This window comes from Salinicola halimionae (assembly GCF_003206065.1).
Lineage (GTDB): Bacteria > Pseudomonadota > Gammaproteobacteria > Pseudomonadales > Halomonadaceae > Salinicola > Salinicola halimionae.
This window is the reverse complement of sequence record NZ_PZJQ01000004.1, coordinates 1,035,226-1,053,123: the sequence shown is the minus strand read 5'-3', so window position 1 is coordinate 1,053,123 and position 17,898 is coordinate 1,035,226. Positions and strand designations below refer to the sequence as shown.

Genomic DNA, 17,898 nt, shown 5'->3' with positions numbered 1-17,898 from the left:
GCTCACCCTTGAAATGATGGACCGTCGGTTCTCGTCGAATCGCGAGACCCGCTATCCACTCGGCCGTCGGTAACGGTCGACGAGATAAGAGGCGTCGCTGCGTTCTGAGACCATGCAGCGCGAAAATGATCCGGCAGCCCGACTTCCACCTCGCGCACTGCACGGTCGATGGCAAAGGCAAAGGCCTCTGGCCCGGCATTACCATGGCTTTTGACGACGATGCGGTTAAGCCCGAGCAGACTCGCGCCGTTGTGACGCACCGGGTCCAACTGAGCCTTGAATCGCATCAGCGCCGGCCGCGCCAGCAACGTCACCAGGCGCGTCGACCAGTGGGAATCAAATGTCGCCTGCAACCGTTTGAGCAGCATCTGAGCCACCCCCTCGCTTGCCTTTAGCACAGCGTTACCGACGAACCCGTCACAGACGACCACATCGGCCCGACCGGAGAATATGGCATCGCCTTCGAGATAACCGACGTAATCGAAGTCGCTGCTACCGCGCGCTCTAAGTAGTGCATCTGCCTCACGTACCCGGGCAACGCCCTTGTTCGCCTCGACACCCATGTTGAGCAGCGCGACTCGAGGTACTGCCACACCATCGACCACACGCGCCATCAGCGCCCCCATGTGGGCGAAATCGACCAGGTGCCGAGCATGCACGTCGACGCTGGCCCCCAGGTCCAGCAGGTAGCAGCGCCCACCCTGACGGGTCGGCACTGCCGAACTGATGGCCGGACGAGAAATTCCCGCAACGCTGCCCAATTCACGCCGCGCCAACGCGACCAGCGCCCCAGTATTGCCACAGGTAATGCCAGCGACAGCCCGCTGTTCGCGCACCGCTTCCAGCATGCCGTAAAGGCTGGTTGCCGTCGGATCGTCGTAAACCTCCATCGGCGGCGTGGATTGCAGCACCACTCGCGGAGCATCGACAATCGTAATGCGCTTGGCACTACCGGCATCTGACGGCGTTTTGGCCAGCGCCACCATCAAGGTCTCGAGCTCTTCTAGCGGCCCGAAAACCAGAGGCTCGAGCTCAGGGTGACGTGCCAGCGCCAACAGCAATCCACCAATAGTGGCGCGGGGACCGAAGTCCCCGCCCATGGCATCGATAGCGATGCGCATTGCCTGACGAAACGCCTGAGGTCTCGTTAAACTTCGACGACCTTACGGCCACGGTAATAGCCGTCCGGCGCTACGTGGTGACGAAGATGCGTGGTGCCGGTTTCCGGATCCTTGGAGAGAGCCGGTGAGGTCAGTGCATCGTGAGCGCGGCGCATGCCGCGCTTGGAACGGGTCTTACGGTTTTTTTGAACAGCCATGATATGACTCCAACGTCAATGTCTTTCAGGTTCAAATTTTTCCTTTCAACGACTTGAGGACGTCGAAAGGATTGTCAGGGCGGGTCGCTTTAGCGATCGAAGCGTCACCGCTGCTCATCTGCTCACGAGAAACGGCGCAATCCGCTTCATCGTGATAGACCACTTGGGGCAGGCTGAGAATCAACTCATCCTCCACCGCCCCCAGCAGGTCCAGCTGTTCGTTGTTGACCAGCACCGGCTCGTAGTCGCTGGGCACTTCCGCCGCCAAGGCATCATCACTGACGACCGCGAGCTTGAAATGACTTACCACGGACACCGGCATGGGCTGCAGGCAACGCCGGCAAGGCACCATGAGATCCGCTTCCAGCTCCCCATCGATGAGATGACGTCGCTGGGTGTCGACATCGAACTGCAGCTTGACGATGGCACTGCCATGCTGCACTCCAACCTCGTCTTCCAGGCGCGCCAGCTTCTCGAGGTCAACGAGCCCCTCGATGGTTTCTCGATTTGCCGCTGCCCGATAGGGCTCAACGGTGGGAGGAAGTCGTCTGGTCAACATAGGCGCGACATCATAGGGATTCACTGGACCTCTGTCAAAGCGCTTGGACCGCGCTATCCTGTCGTTGAAAATTGTTGCTGCAAACTCTGCCGAGAAACCATGTTCGAAACCCCATGTTTCAAGACCGTGTTTAATACCGGCATCCGACAAAACGTCTGCATGGCCTGAGATGTAGCCCGCTCCACGCCATGTCCGGCCTGTCGCAATGCCGCCCTTCGCTGAGCGGCAACGCCTCTTTTTATTGACCGAAGACAAGAGAAAACGCCCATGTCTCGACTGGTACTCGCCTCCAGCTCCCGCTACCGCCGACAGCTGCTGGATCGACTGGAAATCCCCTATCAATGGGCCGCCCCGGAAATCGACGAAAGCCGCCGCGAAGGAGAAGATGCAGCCACCCTGGCACATCGACTGGCACTCTCCAAGGCGCAGGCAATTGCGGCCGATTACACCGACCACCTGATCATCGGCGCCGATCAGCTGGCGCTTTTCGAGGATGACATTCTGGGAAAGCCTGGCGACTTCGGGACCGCCTGCGCCAACCTGCGCCGGTTCTCGGGCCAACAGGTCAGCTTCATGACCGGCCTTGCCCTGATCGATACCCGCGCGGGACGTCATCGCGTCGTTCACGAGACCTACCACGTTTGGTTCCGAAAGCTGAGTGACGAGGAGATCGAAGACTACGTCTCCCATGATCAACCGTACGACAGCTCGGGGAGCTTTCGGATGGAAGGCCTTGGCATTGCGCTGTTCGAGCGCTTCGAAGGTGATGACCCCAACACCCTGATCGGCCTACCTCTCATCAAGCTGTGCGAACTGCTGAGAGAGGCAGGCGTGAATCCGCTGAGAGGCTATCAGGGAAACGGTCAAGGTAGCTGATAGCGCACCGGCGATGCGGGGCTACTCAGTCCCAGCCAGTGGGCCGCCGCGCTGGTGAGCTTGTTGGAGACCAGCGACCAGGGATCCAGCGACGGCGTGTAGTCCTTCAGGCTCACTTCCCCGAGACGTGCTCTCGACAGCTGCTCGAGACTGCTGATGTCATCGATCAACCCCAGCGACTTCGCCTGTTCCCCGGTCCAGATCAGTCCGGAAAACAGCTCGGGGTCATCGCTGAGACGATCGCCGCGCCCGGCCTTGACGGCATCGATGAACTGCCGATGCGTCGTATTCAGGACCGACTGCCAGAACGCCCGCTGCGACGGGGAAATTTCGGAGAACGGATCCATGAACGCCTTGTTCTCGCCGGCCGTGAAAACACGTCGCTTCACGCCGACCTTGTCGATCGCGCCCTCCAGGCCGAAGCCCGCACTGATGACGCCAATGGATCCGACCAGACTCGCCGGCGAGGCGTAGATTCGATCCGCCGCCGATGCCATATAGTAGGCGCCACTGGCACCGATATCCTCGATCACCGCCAGAATCGGCTTGTCGCCCTGCTCTTGCAAATAGCGAATCTCGTCGTAGACACGCTGCGACTGCACCGGACTGCCGCCGGGGCTGTTGATATGCAACACGACCGCATCGGAGCCCGGATCCTTCCACGCCTGCTGCAGACCTTCGATGATGCGCTCGGCGTTGGCCTGGCCGTTCGCATCGATGGGCCCGCTGACATCGACGACGCCAAGATGGCGCTTGCCGGCCGACATCCCTTCGCCCTGGGCCAGGAACATGGCGTAGCCACTCAGGCAGAGCCCGGCAATCACGAGCAGTGCAAACAGCAGGCGGAAGAAAATTTTCCAGCGCCGAGAGCGACGCTGCTCGGCCAGGACCCCGCCGATCCAACGGTCCATCATCCGCACTTCAGCCAAGCGCACCGTATCGGGATCGCTATCCGCACCGGTTGATTCGCCGTCACCCGAGTGCGACGCCCTGCGCCGCCCGGCTTCTTCCGAGTTCAACTCAGGTCCCTGGGTCCAATCATCGTGCCGATCGTCGCTCATCAATCTCTCCTTGCTGATTTCCAACACCCAGGGTCTGTCGACGAACCGTCAGACCAGCAGCCACTCGGCGAGAGAAGAAAAGTCCTCGGCAACGAGGAGCGGCTCACTGCGCAACAGCCGTCCACGCTCGTGAACCCCATAGGTCACCGCGACGCGATCCATGCCAATCGCCCGTGCCATTTCCAGATCATATTCGGTATCGCCGATCATCACGGCTTCTTCCACCGTCGCGTCACATTCGACCAGCAACTCTTCCAGCATTTGCGGGTGCGGCTTCGAGCGCGTGAGGTCGGCGGTCCGGCTGGCCACGAACCAGTCGCCGCAGGCGCCGTGGCTCATGGCGCGATCCAGCCCGCGGCGGCTTTTGCCGGTCGCCACCGCCAGTCGACAGGTCGAATCACGTCGCAACCGTTCGATGCCTTCGATGACCCCGGGGAAAAATGGCGCCGGGATACGGTCGGCCAAGCGGAACTGATGACCGTAGGTCTCGCGCAACCGATCCTGCTCACCGGAGGTGATACCCGGGAAGAGCTGAGACATCGCTTCGGGCAGCCCCAGACCGATGATATCGCGAACCGCAGCAGCGCTCGGCACGTCCCACTGCAGTTCACGCGCGGCTATCTGCATGCAGGCGACGATACGATCAGCCGAATCCATCAACGTGCCGTCCCAGTCAAAGATGACCAGCCGGTAACGGCAGCGAGGTTGTGCCCGCCCACTGTGATTGACACTGGCCCTCGTCATTTCACTGACCATGGCGAGCACGCTCCAGCACCTTCTCCAACTCGGGGTCGAGCGGCGCCCTCACCTGCACGGGACGCCCACTTTTCGGGTCCGGGAAGGTCAGCGTCAATGCATGCAAAAACAGCCGATCCAGGCGCAGAGAGCGCGCGAGATAACCACCTTCCGCGGTACCGTACTTATCGTCCCCCAGCAGCGCGTGACCCGCGTGAGCGGCATGCACCCGAATCTGGTGAGTGCGGCCGGTGACCGGCTCCGCCTCGATCAAGGTCACTTTCGGGAAGGTTTCACGCACCGCGAATCGGGTCCGCGAGACTTTGCCATTGTCATCCACCCGGACACGACGCTCGCCGTTGCCGGCGTCATAGCGATCCAGTCGCGCACTGACGTAGTCGCGCCGCGCCGGCCACCGCCCCTGCACCAAAGCCAGATAGCCTTTCTCCACGCGACGCTCACGCAAAGCGGTATTGAGAGACAGCAGCGACTCCCGGTTCTTGGCCAACAACAGGCATCCCGAGGTATCCCGGTCGAGTCGATGAACCAGCTCGAGAAAATCCAGGTCCTCGCGCACCTGACGCAGCGCCTCGATCAATCCGATCTTGACCCCGCTTCCTCCGTGCACTGCCAGTCCGGAAGGTTTATTGATCACCAGCCAGTCCGGACCCTCGATGACGACGCTGCCGGCCAGGAGATTGCGCAAACTCTCGCTGGCCTCCTTGACCGCACTCTCCGGGGCCAGCCTCAATGGCGGCACCCGCACCAGATCGCCGGCCTGGACACGATAGTCCGCCTTGACCCGCTTCTTATTGACCCGCACCTCACCCTTGCGAACGATGCGGTAGATAAGCGATTTCGGCGCGCCCTTGAGCCGCGTACGCAAGAAATTGTCGATACGCTGCCCCTGCTGGGACTCGCTGACCTCGATAAACTGAACTTCCTGGCCTTCGGCCATCCTCGACCCCCTAAACGCCGCTCTGCGGCTACACCATCGCGCCGCCGGCCGCCATTCTAACGCACCCAACCATCAGCGCGAGCTCAATTGCCGCTACCTCGGCATTACTGTTATATTGCGAGTCACTCGATGGGTGAGAGCCCATTCAGGCGCCAGCCACTGGATATGCTGGCCGGAGTGAATAAATGTCTCGATCTTCCAGAGAGTTAATGAAGCCAACCGCTCACGGCTGCTGGAGTGATCAAAACACGTTTGGAACGCCAGGCCCCGACTCGAGAGCGCGACTGTTACCCCAGATCGCCCTGCTCGCGGGAAATCCACAGGTACCAGTGGAAGGCGTCGCCGAACCGAACAATGCCAAGTGATATAGACGGCAGTCTGCAGGACCGGATACGTCGATGAAGAGCGTACCGTGACATGTCCTGCCACCGTTTCGTACTCAACCCATGTTCGTGTAGCACCCATGAAAAGCAAGTCATGAAAGCAACGATGCAACGGTAACGAGCAAGCACGCCACTGGTCTCGACGAACGTCGATCTGAACTCGTATCAATGGCCGCTGCAGGCTCTTCGATACGGGGCTTCCGGAGATTTTCCTCGAGCCTCTGACGCGGGTTCTCGTATGTGTTTCACGCTGAGTTCGTTCCGATACACGCCGCGCTTTCAACCTTGCCGGGCCGCTTCATCCATGTGCGCGAGCACAGCACGACCGCTAGCGGTTCGTCGTCGCCAATTGCAGCACGCCTTCCACCGGCACGCTCAATTAGCGAGACTCTATGAAAAGAATGCTCATCAATGCGACACAGCCTGAAGAGCTGCGTGTCGCACTCGTCGAAGGACAACGCCTTTACGACCTGGACATCGAATCCGGTGCCCGGGAACAGAAAAAGGCCAACATTTACCGGGGCAAGATCACACGCCTCGAACCCAGTCTCGAAGCCGCTTTCGTCGACTTTGGTGCCGATCGCCACGGCTTTCTGCCGCTCAAGGAAATCTCCCGCGAATACTTTTCCAAGGATCCATCGGGCCGCCCGAACATCAAGGAAGTCCTGAAGGAAGGCCAGGAAGTCATCGTCCAGGTCGACAAGGAAGAGCGTGGCAACAAGGGGGCAGCGCTGACCACCTTCGTCAGCCTGGCCGGGCGCTTTCTGGTACTTATGCCCAACAATCCCCGCGCTGGTGGTATCTCACGGCGCATCGAAGGCGAAGAGCGCAGCCAGCTCAAGGAAGCCATGGGTCAATTGACCCTGCCCGACAAGATGGGCGTCATCGTACGCACCGCGGGTATCGGCCGTTCGCCGGAAGAGCTGCAGTGGGACCTCGACTATCTCGTTCAGGTGTGGGAGGCGATCACCACCGAAGCGGTCAAGCGCCCGGCCCCTTTCCTGATTTATCGTGAATCCAACGTCATCATCCGCGCCATGCGCGACTATCTGCGTCAGGACATCGGTGAAGTCCTGATCGATAGCAAGGACGTGCACGAGGAGGCCCTGAGTTTCATCCGCCAGGTGATGCCTTCCTATCAGCAAAAGATCAAGCTCTATACCGACGATGTGCCGCTGTTTTCACGGTTTCAGATCGAGTCTCAGATCGAGACGGCGTATCAGCGTGAGGTCAAGCTGCCTTCAGGTGGTTCAGTGGTCATCGACCATACCGAGGCGCTGGTGTCGATCGACATCAACTCGGCTCGCGCCACCCGCGGCGCCGATATCGAAGAGACCGCGCTGCAGACCAATCTGGAAGCAGCCGATGAAATCGCCCGTCAACTGCGTCTGCGCGACATCGGCGGACTGGTTGTCATCGACTTCATCGACATGTCGCCGGCGCGCAATCAGCGAGATGTCGAAAATCGTGTGCGCGATGCGCTCAAGCTCGATCGCGCCCGTGTTCAGATCGGCAGAATTTCGCGCTTCGGCCTGATGGAAATGTCGCGCCAGCGTTTACGCCCTTCTCTCGGCGAGACCAGCGGTGTCGTCTGCCCCCGCTGTGACGGCCAGGGTACCATCCGCGACGTTCGCTCCATCGCGCTGTCGATCCTGCGCCTGATCGAAGAAGAAGCGATGAAGGAACGCAGCGCCCAAATTCGCGCCATCCTGCCGGTACCGGTAGCGACCTATCTGCTCAACGAGAAGCGAAACGTCCTTTCTGACGTCGAACGCCGCCAAGGCGTCAAGGTTCTACTGCTGCCGAACCCCGAAATGGATACACCGCACTACGAAGTACAGCGCTTCCGTGACGATCACGTTTCCGAAGACGGCGACGAAATCAAGTCGAGCTTCGAGATCTCCGTCGACAGCGAGCTGCTCAAGGAGCCGGAGCCCACGCTCGCCAAGCCGATTCAGCGTACTCAGGCAGCAGTGCAGACCGTCCAGCATACGGCCCCTGCGCCGGACTCGTTGCATCAGGAGCCGGAACAATCAGCGCCAGCGTCGACACCGAGATCCAGTAACGGTTCCAGCCCGGCCCGCAGCAACGGCCAGACCAAACCAGCCGACGCCAAACCGACGATGCCCGCGGCACCTCAGCAGCCCCAGGCCAACGGAGGACTGATGCAGCTCTTCCGAGGGCTGTTCGGACGTCGTCGGGCCGATGAAGAAGTACCGCAGCCGAGCACGACGCCCAGCCAACGTGGCCAGAACAGCGGCAACGACAGTCAGCCGGCAGGCACCTCTCGCAACGGAGGCAACGGCAACAGCTCGGGCAACTCGCGATCGCCACGCAATTCTTCCCAGCGCGGCGATCAGCGCAACGACGCTAGCACCAAGCGTAACGACAGCAACGCTCGTAACGACGGCAACTCTCGTGACGGCGGCAACTCTCGTGGCGACAGCAACTCTCGCAACGAAAGTAGCGCACGGAGCGACGGCGGCAATCGTCAAAGCAATAACCGTCGTCGTCGGGGCCAGGACGATCGTCAGAACGGCAATGATTCGCGCAGCGACAACCGTCAAAGCCAGAATCGTCAGCCGCGCCAGGACAATCGCGGCGGCAGGACCGATAAGACAGGGGGCGACGCTGGTCAAGAAGCGACCAAACCCGATAACGGCAGCCAGCCTGACAATGCCAAACCGTCACGCTCCGATGCTTCCGATGCGCCGTCCGTCGCGAAAAACACCGTCGATAGCAAGCCGAAGCGCACGCGTAACAATCCGCGTAATCGCTCACGCAAGCACGCCCTGAACCCGACGGCGGCAGAAGAGCAGCAGCGGCTACAGGCAGCAACGCCGCCGGAGACGGACGCAGCGGCGACAGCGGCCGATACCGCCACGGCTGTACGCCAAGGTACCGAAGCGAAGCCAAGCGAAGCCAAGCCGACCGAAGCCAAAAGCTCAGAGCCCCAGGGTCCTGAAGCCAAGGCCACCGAACCGAAGGCAGGCAAGCCCTCGGAAGCGCCGAAAAAGGCCGAGCAAGACAAGCCAACTTCAGCGCCTGCGACCGCTGCCGACGATAGTGCCGAAAAGTCCGATATGCCGGTCGCCGAGCCTCGGAGCAGCGAAAACCGGAGTCAGTCCGATGTCGCTAGTCCGACGCCTGCCGCGGACGTGATCCAGCCGTCACCGACACCGTCTCAAAAGCCAAACGCAGAAAGCAAGGTCGTCGAAGCGACAGACGCGTCTGTTGAGCACCCCGCCAACGCGTCAGCCAGCGAGTCATCGCCCAACGAGACGCCGACCAGCCGCGAGCCGGGCGAGCGTCATATCGACACCGGGACTTCTCAGCCGGCCCAGGGCCAGACGTCGTCGAGCGAAAACCCGAAGTTGGCACCGCGTTCTACACGCGCCGACGTGTCGCCTCAGACCAGCGATGAGGCAGCACCGAAGCGTGCCCCCGCTGATGCGTCACCAGTAGCGACTGCTCCCGCCGACGCTACCAGCGGAGAAACGCTGGCCGATGACAAGGCATCGAGCGGTGACGAGGCCGTGTCTTCACCGGCGATCGACAAGCCTTCTGTAGTGCGGGCTGCCGAGGCTGAACCGAAGACAGAAGCTGCAACGTCGGTGACTACGGCTACGCCGGAGACTGACGCCACGCCGAATGGGAAAAACGCGACGTCCGAGCCCGTTCGTCCGAAAGAAGCCAGTGAGCATTCGCTGAAATCCGCCAACGGCGAAGCCGGTGAGAAGACATTGGAAGCGCAGGCGTTAGAGGCGCAGACGACTCCCTCGGCAACCCAAGCGACTGCCGCCGCTGCCGGAAGTGATGATGAGCCGAGCCGGCCACGGCGACGGGCTCACAACGACCCGCGTGAAAAGCGTCGTCGTGAAGGCGGTCAGAGCGACAACTGATCGGCCGAAACGTCGCCCAGGAAGCGAAAAGCCCAGACAATTTGTCTGGGCTTTTTCTTGTCTAACGGTATCGACTCCATTGGGTTTCGAGGTCCGGTTACTTACGGCTTATCTTGACCAGCGGTTCGCCACTATCAGTTGCCGATCCCATGCCAACCCCAAGTCCGGAAACGAACAGACCACTCATCCACGCGACGCATCGACACGGCGCGGCTCGCGCTCGAGCACGACGCCAAACCGCGCGTGAACGATGTCGACCAGCTCGTCGGCGAATGCGATCAGTCCGTCGAGCGTGCCGCCTCCGAAGTGAACCAGCACCAGAGCCTGGCGATCATGAACGCCGAAAGCTCCCTTACGTCGCCCTTTCAAACCGCACTGGTCGATCAGCCAACCGGCGGCCAGCTTGACCTGACCGTTGGGCTGCGGATAGTGCGGCATGTCAGGCGCTTGTCTTAGCAAGCGTGAAGCGGTCGCCTCGGTGACTAACGGATTCTTGAAGAAGCTTCCCGCATTGGGTGTCAGAGCCGGATCCGGGAGCTTCTCCCGACGGATGGCGCAAACGGCCTCGAACACCTCTCGCGCGCTCGGCGTTGTCGCTACACGATCACGCAAGACCCCGTAATCGAGCTGTGGCCGCGGGCGCGTCGACAGCGTCAGCCCAAGCCGAGTGATAACGACTCGATCGGCCAACTCTTGCTTGAAGATACTGTCGCGATAGCCGAGGCCGCAGGCATCTCGTTCCAACCGGTGCACACGAGAGTCACGCCGATCCGCCAACTCGACCCAATCGATCACATCGGCCAGTTCGACGCCGTATGCGCCAATATTTTGAATCGGCGCCGCTCCGGCCAGACCGGGGATCAGCGCCAGATTTTCGAGCCCCCACACTTCGCGCTCGACGCAGGCATCGACCAGCGCATGCCAACCGACCCCCGCCCCGACCTCGACGTGGACCGCACCGCCGTCTCCGGCGCGAAACGTCGTGCCCTCGATATCCGCCCGCAGCGTGAGTCCACCGACCGCTGGCGGTAACAACAGATTGCTGCCGCCGCCCACTACCGTGATCGGCCAGCCTTGCGCATTGGCCAGTTCCAGCCCATCGATGACATCACGTTCCACGCGGGCATGCCAGAAGCGCTCAGCCCGACTGGGCAATGCCAAGGTATTGGCGTCGGAAAGGTCATGATCGATCACCAAACCGCTAACCGCATTCTGCCGTGAAGACATCAGATCACGTCCAGACGCTGCCGCAACGACGTCACCAGCCCTTCCACGGCAAGCGCCAACTGCTCCAGCACTTGTTGAAAGCCTGCCTCGCCTCCGAAATAGGGATCCGGCACGTCCTGACCTGGCTGCCCGGCATAGTGAAGTAGACGCGATACCCGTGCCCGGCTGCCGGCCGGCTCCAGGTCGAGCACACGCTCGAGGTTGTCGGCGTCCATCACCAAAATTTCATCGAAATGCGCAAAGTCCTCGATAGACAACTGACGCCCACGCAGCGCACCGAGATCGATACCCAGATCGGCGGCGGCCTGAATGGCGCGACTATCCGGTGGTGCGCCGACGTGCCAGTCACCTGTCCCGCAGGAATCTATCTCGACACGATCCGCGAGACCCTCGTCATCGAGACGCTTTCTCAACATGCCTTCCGCCGTGGGAGAGCGACAGATATTGCCCATGCACACGAACAGAATTCGCCATTCGAACCGTGACTGATTCATGCCTCGCTCCGCTGCAGAAAATGCAGGCGCACGCGTTCCAGGTCCTCCTGAGTGTCAACGCCCCCAGGCAGCGACGAAGAAACGGTCGCTACTTGAATGAGATGCCCGTGTTGGAGCGCCCGCAGCTGTTCTAGCTGTTCCAGCTGTTCGAGCGGTGCCGGCAACCAATTGACATAGTCGGCCAGAAATCCGACACGATAAGCGTAAAGGCCGATATGTCGCAGCCACGCGTCGGTCTCGAGCAGCGTCGGCGGCTGGGTCTTCCAGGCGTTCCGGTCCCACGGGATCGGCGCTCGCGAGAAATAGAGCGCGCGCCCCGTCAAGTCGGTGACGACCTTGACGACGTTGGGATTGAACAGCGTATCGACGTCATGAATCGGTTCGGCCAGCGTCGAGATGGACGCTTGGGCGTCGGCAGCAAGCCTCTCGGCAACGCGATCAATCGCGCTGGACGGCAGTAAAGGCTCATCGCCCTGAACGTTGACGACAATGGTCTCCGCGGCCAGCTGGAGCGCGGCCGCGACCTCTGCCAGCCGATCGGTGCCAGAAGGATGGTCGCTTCGCGTCATGACCACTTCGGCACCGAAGTCTTGGGCAGCCCGTTCGATCCGTGAGTCATCGGTGGCGATCACTATCCGGGACGCACCGCTTTCGTTGGCCCGTTGCCAGACGTGCTGGACCATCGGCAGGCCGTTGATTTCCATCAGCGGTTTACCGGGCAGTCGGCTGGAACCGTAACGGGCCGGAATCACGACGACGAAATCAGTCATGGCGCCGGCGCTGCCTTACCGAGTTTTTCCTCGGTAGGCATGATTCGGGCTTCGTTCTCCAGCATCACGGGAATGCCATCTCGAACCGGATAGGCCAGCCCACTGACAGAGCTCTTGAGCTCTTGACGGTCGCGGTCGTAAGTCAGCTCGCTGTGGCTGACCGGGCAGATCAGCATCGCTATCAATTCCTTATCCATGGCCATTCCTTCTCAAAAAAATCCTGTTGTGCCATCACGCATGGGATGAACCGATACGAAGGCCTGGCGACATGATCGCGCCATCGCCATCGTTATTCTAGAGCAGAACGGGACCAGAGCAGAACGCTGACGGAGCGAAACGCCCTAATGCGAGCGTAGCTTCCATTCATCGACCCGCGCACGCCACCAGTCGATGAATGCCGCTTCCGGGACCGCTTCGACATCCAGAACCCAGCAGCGATCATCGACAAAATCCAGGCATTTCACCGCGTCCTTTGCCGTCATCACCACGGTCGTCGGCCCGACAGGCAGATCGGCGGCTGAAAATCGGTGATGATCGCCGAAGGCATACTCATGATGGGGGATCTGCAAGGCGTCGAGGGTATTGAAAAAGCGCTGTGGGTGGCCGATACCGACTAACGCCGCAACGGGGGCATCCAGCGCGAACGGCGTCGGTTCGACAGGATGACGAACCCCGCTTTTCAGGTGCCGCCAGGCCGTAGGCGAAAGCGTCATCGTGAACCGCGGCACTCCTTCCGCATCAGTATCGGACAGCGATCCGAGCCCGCCGTTCCCGATCATGGCATCGACCTCGGTCAGACGCTGAAGCGGCTCGCGTAGCGGGCCCCGAGGAAGACAGTGACGGTTGCCGAATCCCCGCGCCCCATCAATCACCACCAGTTCCAGCGCTCGCCCCAGCGCGTAATGCTGCAGGCCATCGTCGGCGATCAGAATATCGCAATGGGACCATTCAAGGAGCCTGCGCGCCGCCTGCGAACGATCGGGGTCGACGGCCACGGGCACCCCCGTCTGCTGGGCAAGCATCAAGGGCTCGTCGCCGCTTTGCGCGACCGGCGTCTCGGCAGACACCGACAATGGATAGGTGTCGGCCTTGCCGCCGTAACCCCGGGATACGATACCCGGCCGCCAGCCGTTGTCCTCGAGCCAGCGCACCAGCCAAGCCACCAACGGTGATTTGCCCGTGCCGCCGACCGATAGATTGCCCACCACGACCACCGGTACCGGCGGCTGCCATACCTCACGGCGGCCCGAGCGGTATGCTTCGCGTCGCCGCTTCACGACATGACGGTAGAGGGCTTCCAGCGGACTGAGCAACGTCAGCCAGCGAGCCCCGCGATACCAGGCGCGTTCGATCGGTGTCACGCGGGTTCCTGGAACTGCAGTTGATAGAGTGACGCGTAGGCGCCTCCCTGCGCCAGCAGCTCGGCATGCGTGCCTTGCTCGACAAGATTGCCCTGCTCCATGACCACGATACGGTCGGCGCGTTCGATGGTCGACAGCCGATGAGCAATGACAAACGTGGTGCGATCCCGACAGACGACTTCCAGCGCGCGCTGGATGTAACGCTCGGATTCGGTATCCAGCGCCGAGGTCGCTTCGTCCAGGATCAGCACCGGCGCATCCTTGAAAATGGCCCGAGCGATCGCCAGACGCTGACGCTGGCCGCCGGATAGCATGACCCCGTTATCCCCGACCACGGTGTCGTAGCCCTTCGGTAGCTGTTCGATGAACTCGTGCGCATAGGCCGCTTGCGCTGCAGATTCGATCTGCTCGCGACTCGCCTCGGGCACACCGTAAGCGATATTGTCGGCGATGGTCGTGTTGAACAGCGTCACTTGCTGAGAGACCAGCGCAATCTGCTGACGCAACGGCGATAGCTGATACTCCTGAATATCGATATCGTCGATCAGGATGCGGCCCTCGGTGGGACGATAGAATCGAGGCAAGAGGCCCATCAGCGTCGACTTGCCGCTGCCCGAACGGCCCACGATCGCCACCATCTGCCCCGCAGGCACATCGAGATCGATGCCCTTGAGAACCTGCGGTTGATCGTCGCCATAGGCAAACCGTACGTCTTCGAAGCGCACGCGTCCCGCCAGGTGCTCTGGCAGACGGGTACCCTCGTCTCGTTCCGTGGGTTGGCTAAGCAAGCCGAACAACTCCTGCGATGCCGACAGTCCTTTCTGGATGATGCTGTTGACGTCGGTCAGTGAGCGAATCGGCTTGGCCATCAGCGATGCGGCGGTAATGAACGCCACGAATTCGCCCGGCGTCATCGCGTTCATCAACTCCGGCGCCATCGCCAACCATACGAGCCCGGCCAGCGCGAGGGCCACCAGTAGCTGGATGATCGGCGTGCTGGTCGCCTTGGTCATCGCCTCCTTGATGCTCTGCTCGCGATTGTAGTTGCTGACGGCCTCGAAGCGGCGTTTCTCGTACTCTTCCGCGCCGTGCGTTCGCACCACCCGATAGCCGCTCAAAGCTTCGGACGCCACGTGTGTCACATCGCCCATGGAGTTCTGGATGCGTCGCGAGATCTGGCGAAAACGCTTGCTGGTATAGCGCACCACGAGTCCGATCAACGGCGTGACGCACATGAAAATCAGCGTCAGCAACCAGTTGGTCCATAAGAGGTAACCGATCAAGCCGATCACGAACAGACCTTCTCGCAGAATGATCGTGATCGCGTTGGTGGCTGCTCCGGTCACCTGCTCGACGTGATAAGTCACCCGTGAGATCAGATGGCCGCTAGAGTGCGTGTCGAAGAAGCGCCCCGGCATGTGCAACATGTGATTGAAAACGTTGCAACGTAACCGGTGCACCACGTTACGGGCCACGTTGCTCATGAAATAGGTCCCTAGAAAAGTCCCCACGCCACGCGCCGCAAACATGCCGATCACGAACAGCGGCAGAAAATAACGAAAACTCGCGTCGGGATGCTGTATCCCGTCGATCAGGCGTTTCATCATTTCTGCCAACGCGGTGCTCGAGGCCGCATAGATCGCATAGCCGGCCACCGCCAAGGCGAAGGAGCGCCACTCGACGCGGACGTATTCGAGAAGACGTCGGTAGAGTGCCCAACTGGAAGCTCGTGACACGTTGACTCCGTTCGACTGGGAAAAATCGACACCCGGCGTGCGTACCGTCCACCAAGGTGGCCGCCCGGACAAGATGTCGAACGGACGGCCGCTGGCGACCACGTAATCCACCGCACGGCGCGGGCGCATTCAGGGGCTGGATTCTACCCCAACAGACTCGCGGTCGACAGCCGGCCGTCGCGACCACCCAGGATGGCGCTGGGTACGCACTTCGACACCGGACGCCGATAACGTGACGCGCACGGCGCCGTCGTAGGCGGTGTTCCAGACTCGGCTACCGGCATCGATGAAGCGCTGCACGACCGCGGGCGCCGGATGGCCGAACGGATTGCCCCGCCCGCTGCTGAAGATCACTTCGGCTGGGCGAGTGGCGGCGATCAGCGCAGGCGATGAGCTAGTCGCACTACCGTGATGGCCCGCTACCAGCACGTCAATGGGTTGCGCACCCAATGCCCCCTGCCGCAAATTATCGGCAATCGCGCGCTCTGGGTCAGCGCCAGCGTCACCGGTAATCAATACCCGCCGCGCGCCCAAGGTCACCAGCAGCACACAGGAGCGATCATTGCGGTTCGCGGCGATCTCGCCCGGCGGCGGAGACAGGAATCGCCAGGAGACGTTGTCGTCGTGCCACTCTCCGCCGGCCTCGCAAGGGCGCGACGGTAGCGCCAGATCGTTTCCCCGTGGCGCCCACCAGCGCTCGACGCGATAGTCGCGTTGCAGTGCGGCGATACCGCCCGCGTGATCGGTATCGCTGTGGGTAACGACCACGTCGTCGAATCGCTGTCCCGACGGCCACAGCAAGGCCGCCGGCATGAAACCCGAGGCAAAGCGAGGGCCGGTATCCATCAGCACCCGTCGATCCCGCGTCTCGAGTTGCACCAATTGGCCCTGGCCGACATCGTAGACGGTAACGATCAACTGACCTTCCTCCAGGCCAGGGCCGGGGAGCAGTGACACGATGAACAGCAATGTCAGGCAGGCCCAGACCCGAGTTGGGCGCTCCACACCTGGCAGCAACCAGACCATGCCCCACAGCAGCAAAGCGATTGACACCGGCCATCGCCACCAGGGGTCGGGCGTCCACAGCGGCAAACCATCGGACGCCGTGGCGAGCATGAATGCCAGCGCATTGGCCAGACAATCGAAAGGCCACCAGACCCAACTAGCCAGCGCTGGCCAGGCGGCGAACGGCCATCCCAGAAAGCCGAGCGGTACCATCACGCTGCCCACGAGCGGGACGGCAAACAGATTGATCAACGGTGCCAGCGGCGCCAGCCGTCCAAAGGCGAGCAGGACTGCGGCGGCCATGATCGGTGCCAACAGCCATTGACTGCGCAGCAGCGCGATGCTGCCGCTTCGCCATCCGGAGGGTCGTGGGCGCCCCGACCACGCCAGAATCAGCACCGCCACCGCGGCAAACGAGAGCCACAATCCGGGCCGCCACGGCGCCAAGGGGTCACTGATCACTACCAGTGCCAGAGCCAGCCACCAGGCTTGCCACCAGCCCGGCGCATGGCGCCCGCTCGCCGCCCACAATCCCACCGAGACCATGATCGCAGCGCGAACGGCGGGAGGCTCGAAGCCGGCCAGACCCGCGTAGGCGAAAGCGGCCACACCGGCTACCAGCCAGGGCCAGATTGTCATTCGCCAGGACATCGGCTGAAGCCAACGGGATAGCCGCCTCGACAGCCATAGAAAAAGTGCCGCAATCAGCCCGACATGAAGTCCGGAGATGACCATCAGATGCGTCGTGCCGGTGGCGTTCAGCAGTCGCCAATCACCATCGTCGAGACGATCACCCGCGCCCAGTGTCAATGCACCCAGCCAGCGCTTGCCCAGCGCAGAGATGTCTACCGATTCCAATTGCTCGAGCGCGTTCTGGCGAAGGGAGAACGGCGCGACGGCGATTCGTCGCGGCGTGTCATCACGGACATAACCGAGCGCCTGGATACCTTCACGCCATAGCCAGGCGCCATAATCGAACGTCTCGGGATTGGCAAATCCCAACGGTTGACGCAGCCGCGCAGTGAGTTCCCAGCGCTCCCCTCTCTCGAGCCCGGGAGCGTCGTACCAGGAGAGCCTGACCCACCGGCTGACGGGGCACTTGTCGTCGGTGCTGCGAGGTCGACAGCCATCGATCTCGAACCGGAATCGCGCCCGGCGCGAGTCGACCTCCAGCGTCTGAATTCTTCCGGTCAGCGTGAAGTCGTGTCCGGCGAGAGCCGGCGGCAGCACACCCTCACGCTGCTGAGCGACGCCATACAGGCAAACCAGCAACGCCAACATCACGGCGCCACCCCATAGCGAACGTTTCCATACCGATACTGCCAGCAGCAGGACGCCTCCTCCGTACACGCTCCAGCACAGGACACTGGCGTCGCCGCTTCGACAACCGGGAAGAGAGCCGATGAGAGATCCCAGCAGCGAACCGGCTATCGCCGCCAATGCCAACGGCATCCCCAAGCCCATACGTCGCGTTATCGCATTGACCAGGCGCCGAATATCAGCGAGCGACAAC

Annotated in this window: 15 protein-coding genes; 2 read left to right on the top strand and 13 right to left on the bottom strand. The window is 61.7% G+C overall.

What is annotated here, in order from left to right:
- Positions 1–2 precede the first annotated feature (2 nt).
- From plsX to DOM27_RS10525, 3 genes are read right to left on the bottom strand one after another with little or no spacing between them, the layout of a single operon-like run.
- Positions 3–1,121: a phosphate acyltransferase PlsX gene (plsX, locus tag DOM27_RS10535; RefSeq protein ID WP_110655948.1), complete on the bottom strand. Its 1,119-nt coding sequence runs from the start codon at positions 1,119–1,121 to the stop codon at positions 3–5.
- A 26-nt stretch (positions 1,122–1,147) separates the two neighbouring features.
- Positions 1,148–1,318 (bottom strand): 50S ribosomal protein L32, encoded by a 171-nt coding sequence (gene rpmF / locus DOM27_RS10530; protein ID WP_075561288.1) that lies wholly within the window; start codon positions 1,316–1,318, stop codon positions 1,148–1,150.
- 31 nt (positions 1,319–1,349) lie between these two features.
- Positions 1,350–2,132 carry a YceD family protein gene (locus DOM27_RS10525; protein ID WP_342588612.1) on the bottom strand — a complete coding sequence of 261 codons (783 nt, stop codon included), beginning with the start codon at positions 2,130–2,132 and terminating at the stop codon, positions 1,350–1,352.
- Between the two features lie 12 nt (positions 2,133–2,144).
- Between DOM27_RS10525 and DOM27_RS10520 the strand changes: the two genes are divergently transcribed.
- Positions 2,145–2,753 carry a Maf family protein gene (locus DOM27_RS10520; protein ID WP_110655946.1) on the top strand — a complete coding sequence of 203 codons (609 nt, stop codon included), beginning with the start codon at positions 2,145–2,147 and terminating at the stop codon, positions 2,751–2,753.
- Here the strand turns inward: DOM27_RS10520 and sppA are convergent.
- Genes sppA through DOM27_RS10505 form a run of 3 tightly spaced genes read right to left on the bottom strand, consistent with a single transcriptional unit; the run spans position 2,741 to position 5,507 of the window.
- Positions 2,741–3,814: a signal peptide peptidase SppA gene (gene sppA / locus DOM27_RS10515; protein ID WP_110655945.1), complete on the bottom strand. Its 1,074-nt coding sequence runs from the start codon at positions 3,812–3,814 to the stop codon at positions 2,741–2,743. The genes DOM27_RS10520 and sppA overlap by 13 nt on opposite strands.
- Positions 3,815–3,862: 48 nt before the next feature.
- Positions 3,863–4,558, bottom strand: a complete 696-nt coding sequence (locus DOM27_RS10510; RefSeq protein ID WP_110656438.1) for an HAD-IA family hydrolase — start codon at positions 4,556–4,558, stop codon at positions 3,863–3,865.
- Between the two features lies 1 nt (position 4,559).
- Positions 4,560–5,507 (bottom strand): RluA family pseudouridine synthase, encoded by a 948-nt coding sequence (locus tag DOM27_RS10505; protein WP_110655944.1) that lies wholly within the window; start codon positions 5,505–5,507, stop codon positions 4,560–4,562.
- A 775-nt stretch (positions 5,508–6,282) separates the two neighbouring features.
- Between DOM27_RS10505 and rne the strand changes: the two genes are divergently transcribed.
- Complete coding sequence (gene rne / locus DOM27_RS10500) at positions 6,283–9,792, top strand: ribonuclease E (RefSeq protein WP_188113710.1); 3,510 nt, start codon at positions 6,283–6,285, stop codon at positions 9,790–9,792.
- A 183-nt stretch (positions 9,793–9,975) separates the two neighbouring features.
- On the opposite strand, the gene murB is transcribed toward rne, so the two are convergent.
- The 7 genes from murB to DOM27_RS10465 form a co-directional block, all read right to left on the bottom strand.
- Positions 9,976–11,019 (bottom strand): UDP-N-acetylmuramate dehydrogenase, encoded by a 1,044-nt coding sequence (gene murB, locus DOM27_RS10495; protein WP_110655943.1) that lies wholly within the window; start codon positions 11,017–11,019, stop codon positions 9,976–9,978.
- On the bottom strand, positions 11,019–11,513 hold the full coding sequence (locus tag DOM27_RS10490) for a low molecular weight protein-tyrosine-phosphatase (RefSeq protein ID WP_110655942.1): 495 nt from the start codon (positions 11,511–11,513) through the stop codon (positions 11,019–11,021). Before DOM27_RS10490 ends, murB begins: the two co-directional genes overlap by 1 nt.
- Positions 11,510–12,283, bottom strand: coding sequence for a 3-deoxy-manno-octulosonate cytidylyltransferase (gene kdsB, locus DOM27_RS10485; RefSeq protein WP_110655941.1), 774 nt, complete (start codon positions 12,281–12,283; stop codon positions 11,510–11,512). Before kdsB ends, DOM27_RS10490 begins: the two co-directional genes overlap by 4 nt.
- Positions 12,280–12,480 (bottom strand): Trm112 family protein, encoded by a 201-nt coding sequence (locus tag DOM27_RS10480; protein ID WP_110655940.1) that lies wholly within the window; start codon positions 12,478–12,480, stop codon positions 12,280–12,282. Before DOM27_RS10480 ends, kdsB begins: the two co-directional genes overlap by 4 nt.
- A 144-nt stretch (positions 12,481–12,624) precedes the next feature.
- On the bottom strand, positions 12,625–13,644 hold the full coding sequence (gene lpxK, locus DOM27_RS10475) for a tetraacyldisaccharide 4'-kinase (protein ID WP_110655939.1): 1,020 nt from the start codon (positions 13,642–13,644) through the stop codon (positions 12,625–12,627).
- A complete protein-coding gene (msbA, locus tag DOM27_RS10470; RefSeq protein ID WP_245392714.1) occupies positions 13,641–15,380 on the bottom strand; it encodes a lipid A export permease/ATP-binding protein MsbA in 1,740 nt (579 codons plus the stop codon). The genes lpxK and msbA overlap by 4 nt, the downstream gene beginning before the upstream one ends.
- 129 nt (positions 15,381–15,509) lie before the next feature.
- Positions 15,510–17,897 carry a DNA internalization-related competence protein ComEC/Rec2 gene (locus DOM27_RS10465; protein ID WP_245392667.1) on the bottom strand — a complete coding sequence of 796 codons (2,388 nt, stop codon included), beginning with the start codon at positions 17,895–17,897 and terminating at the stop codon, positions 15,510–15,512.
- Between the last annotated feature and the right edge of the window lies 1 nt (position 17,898).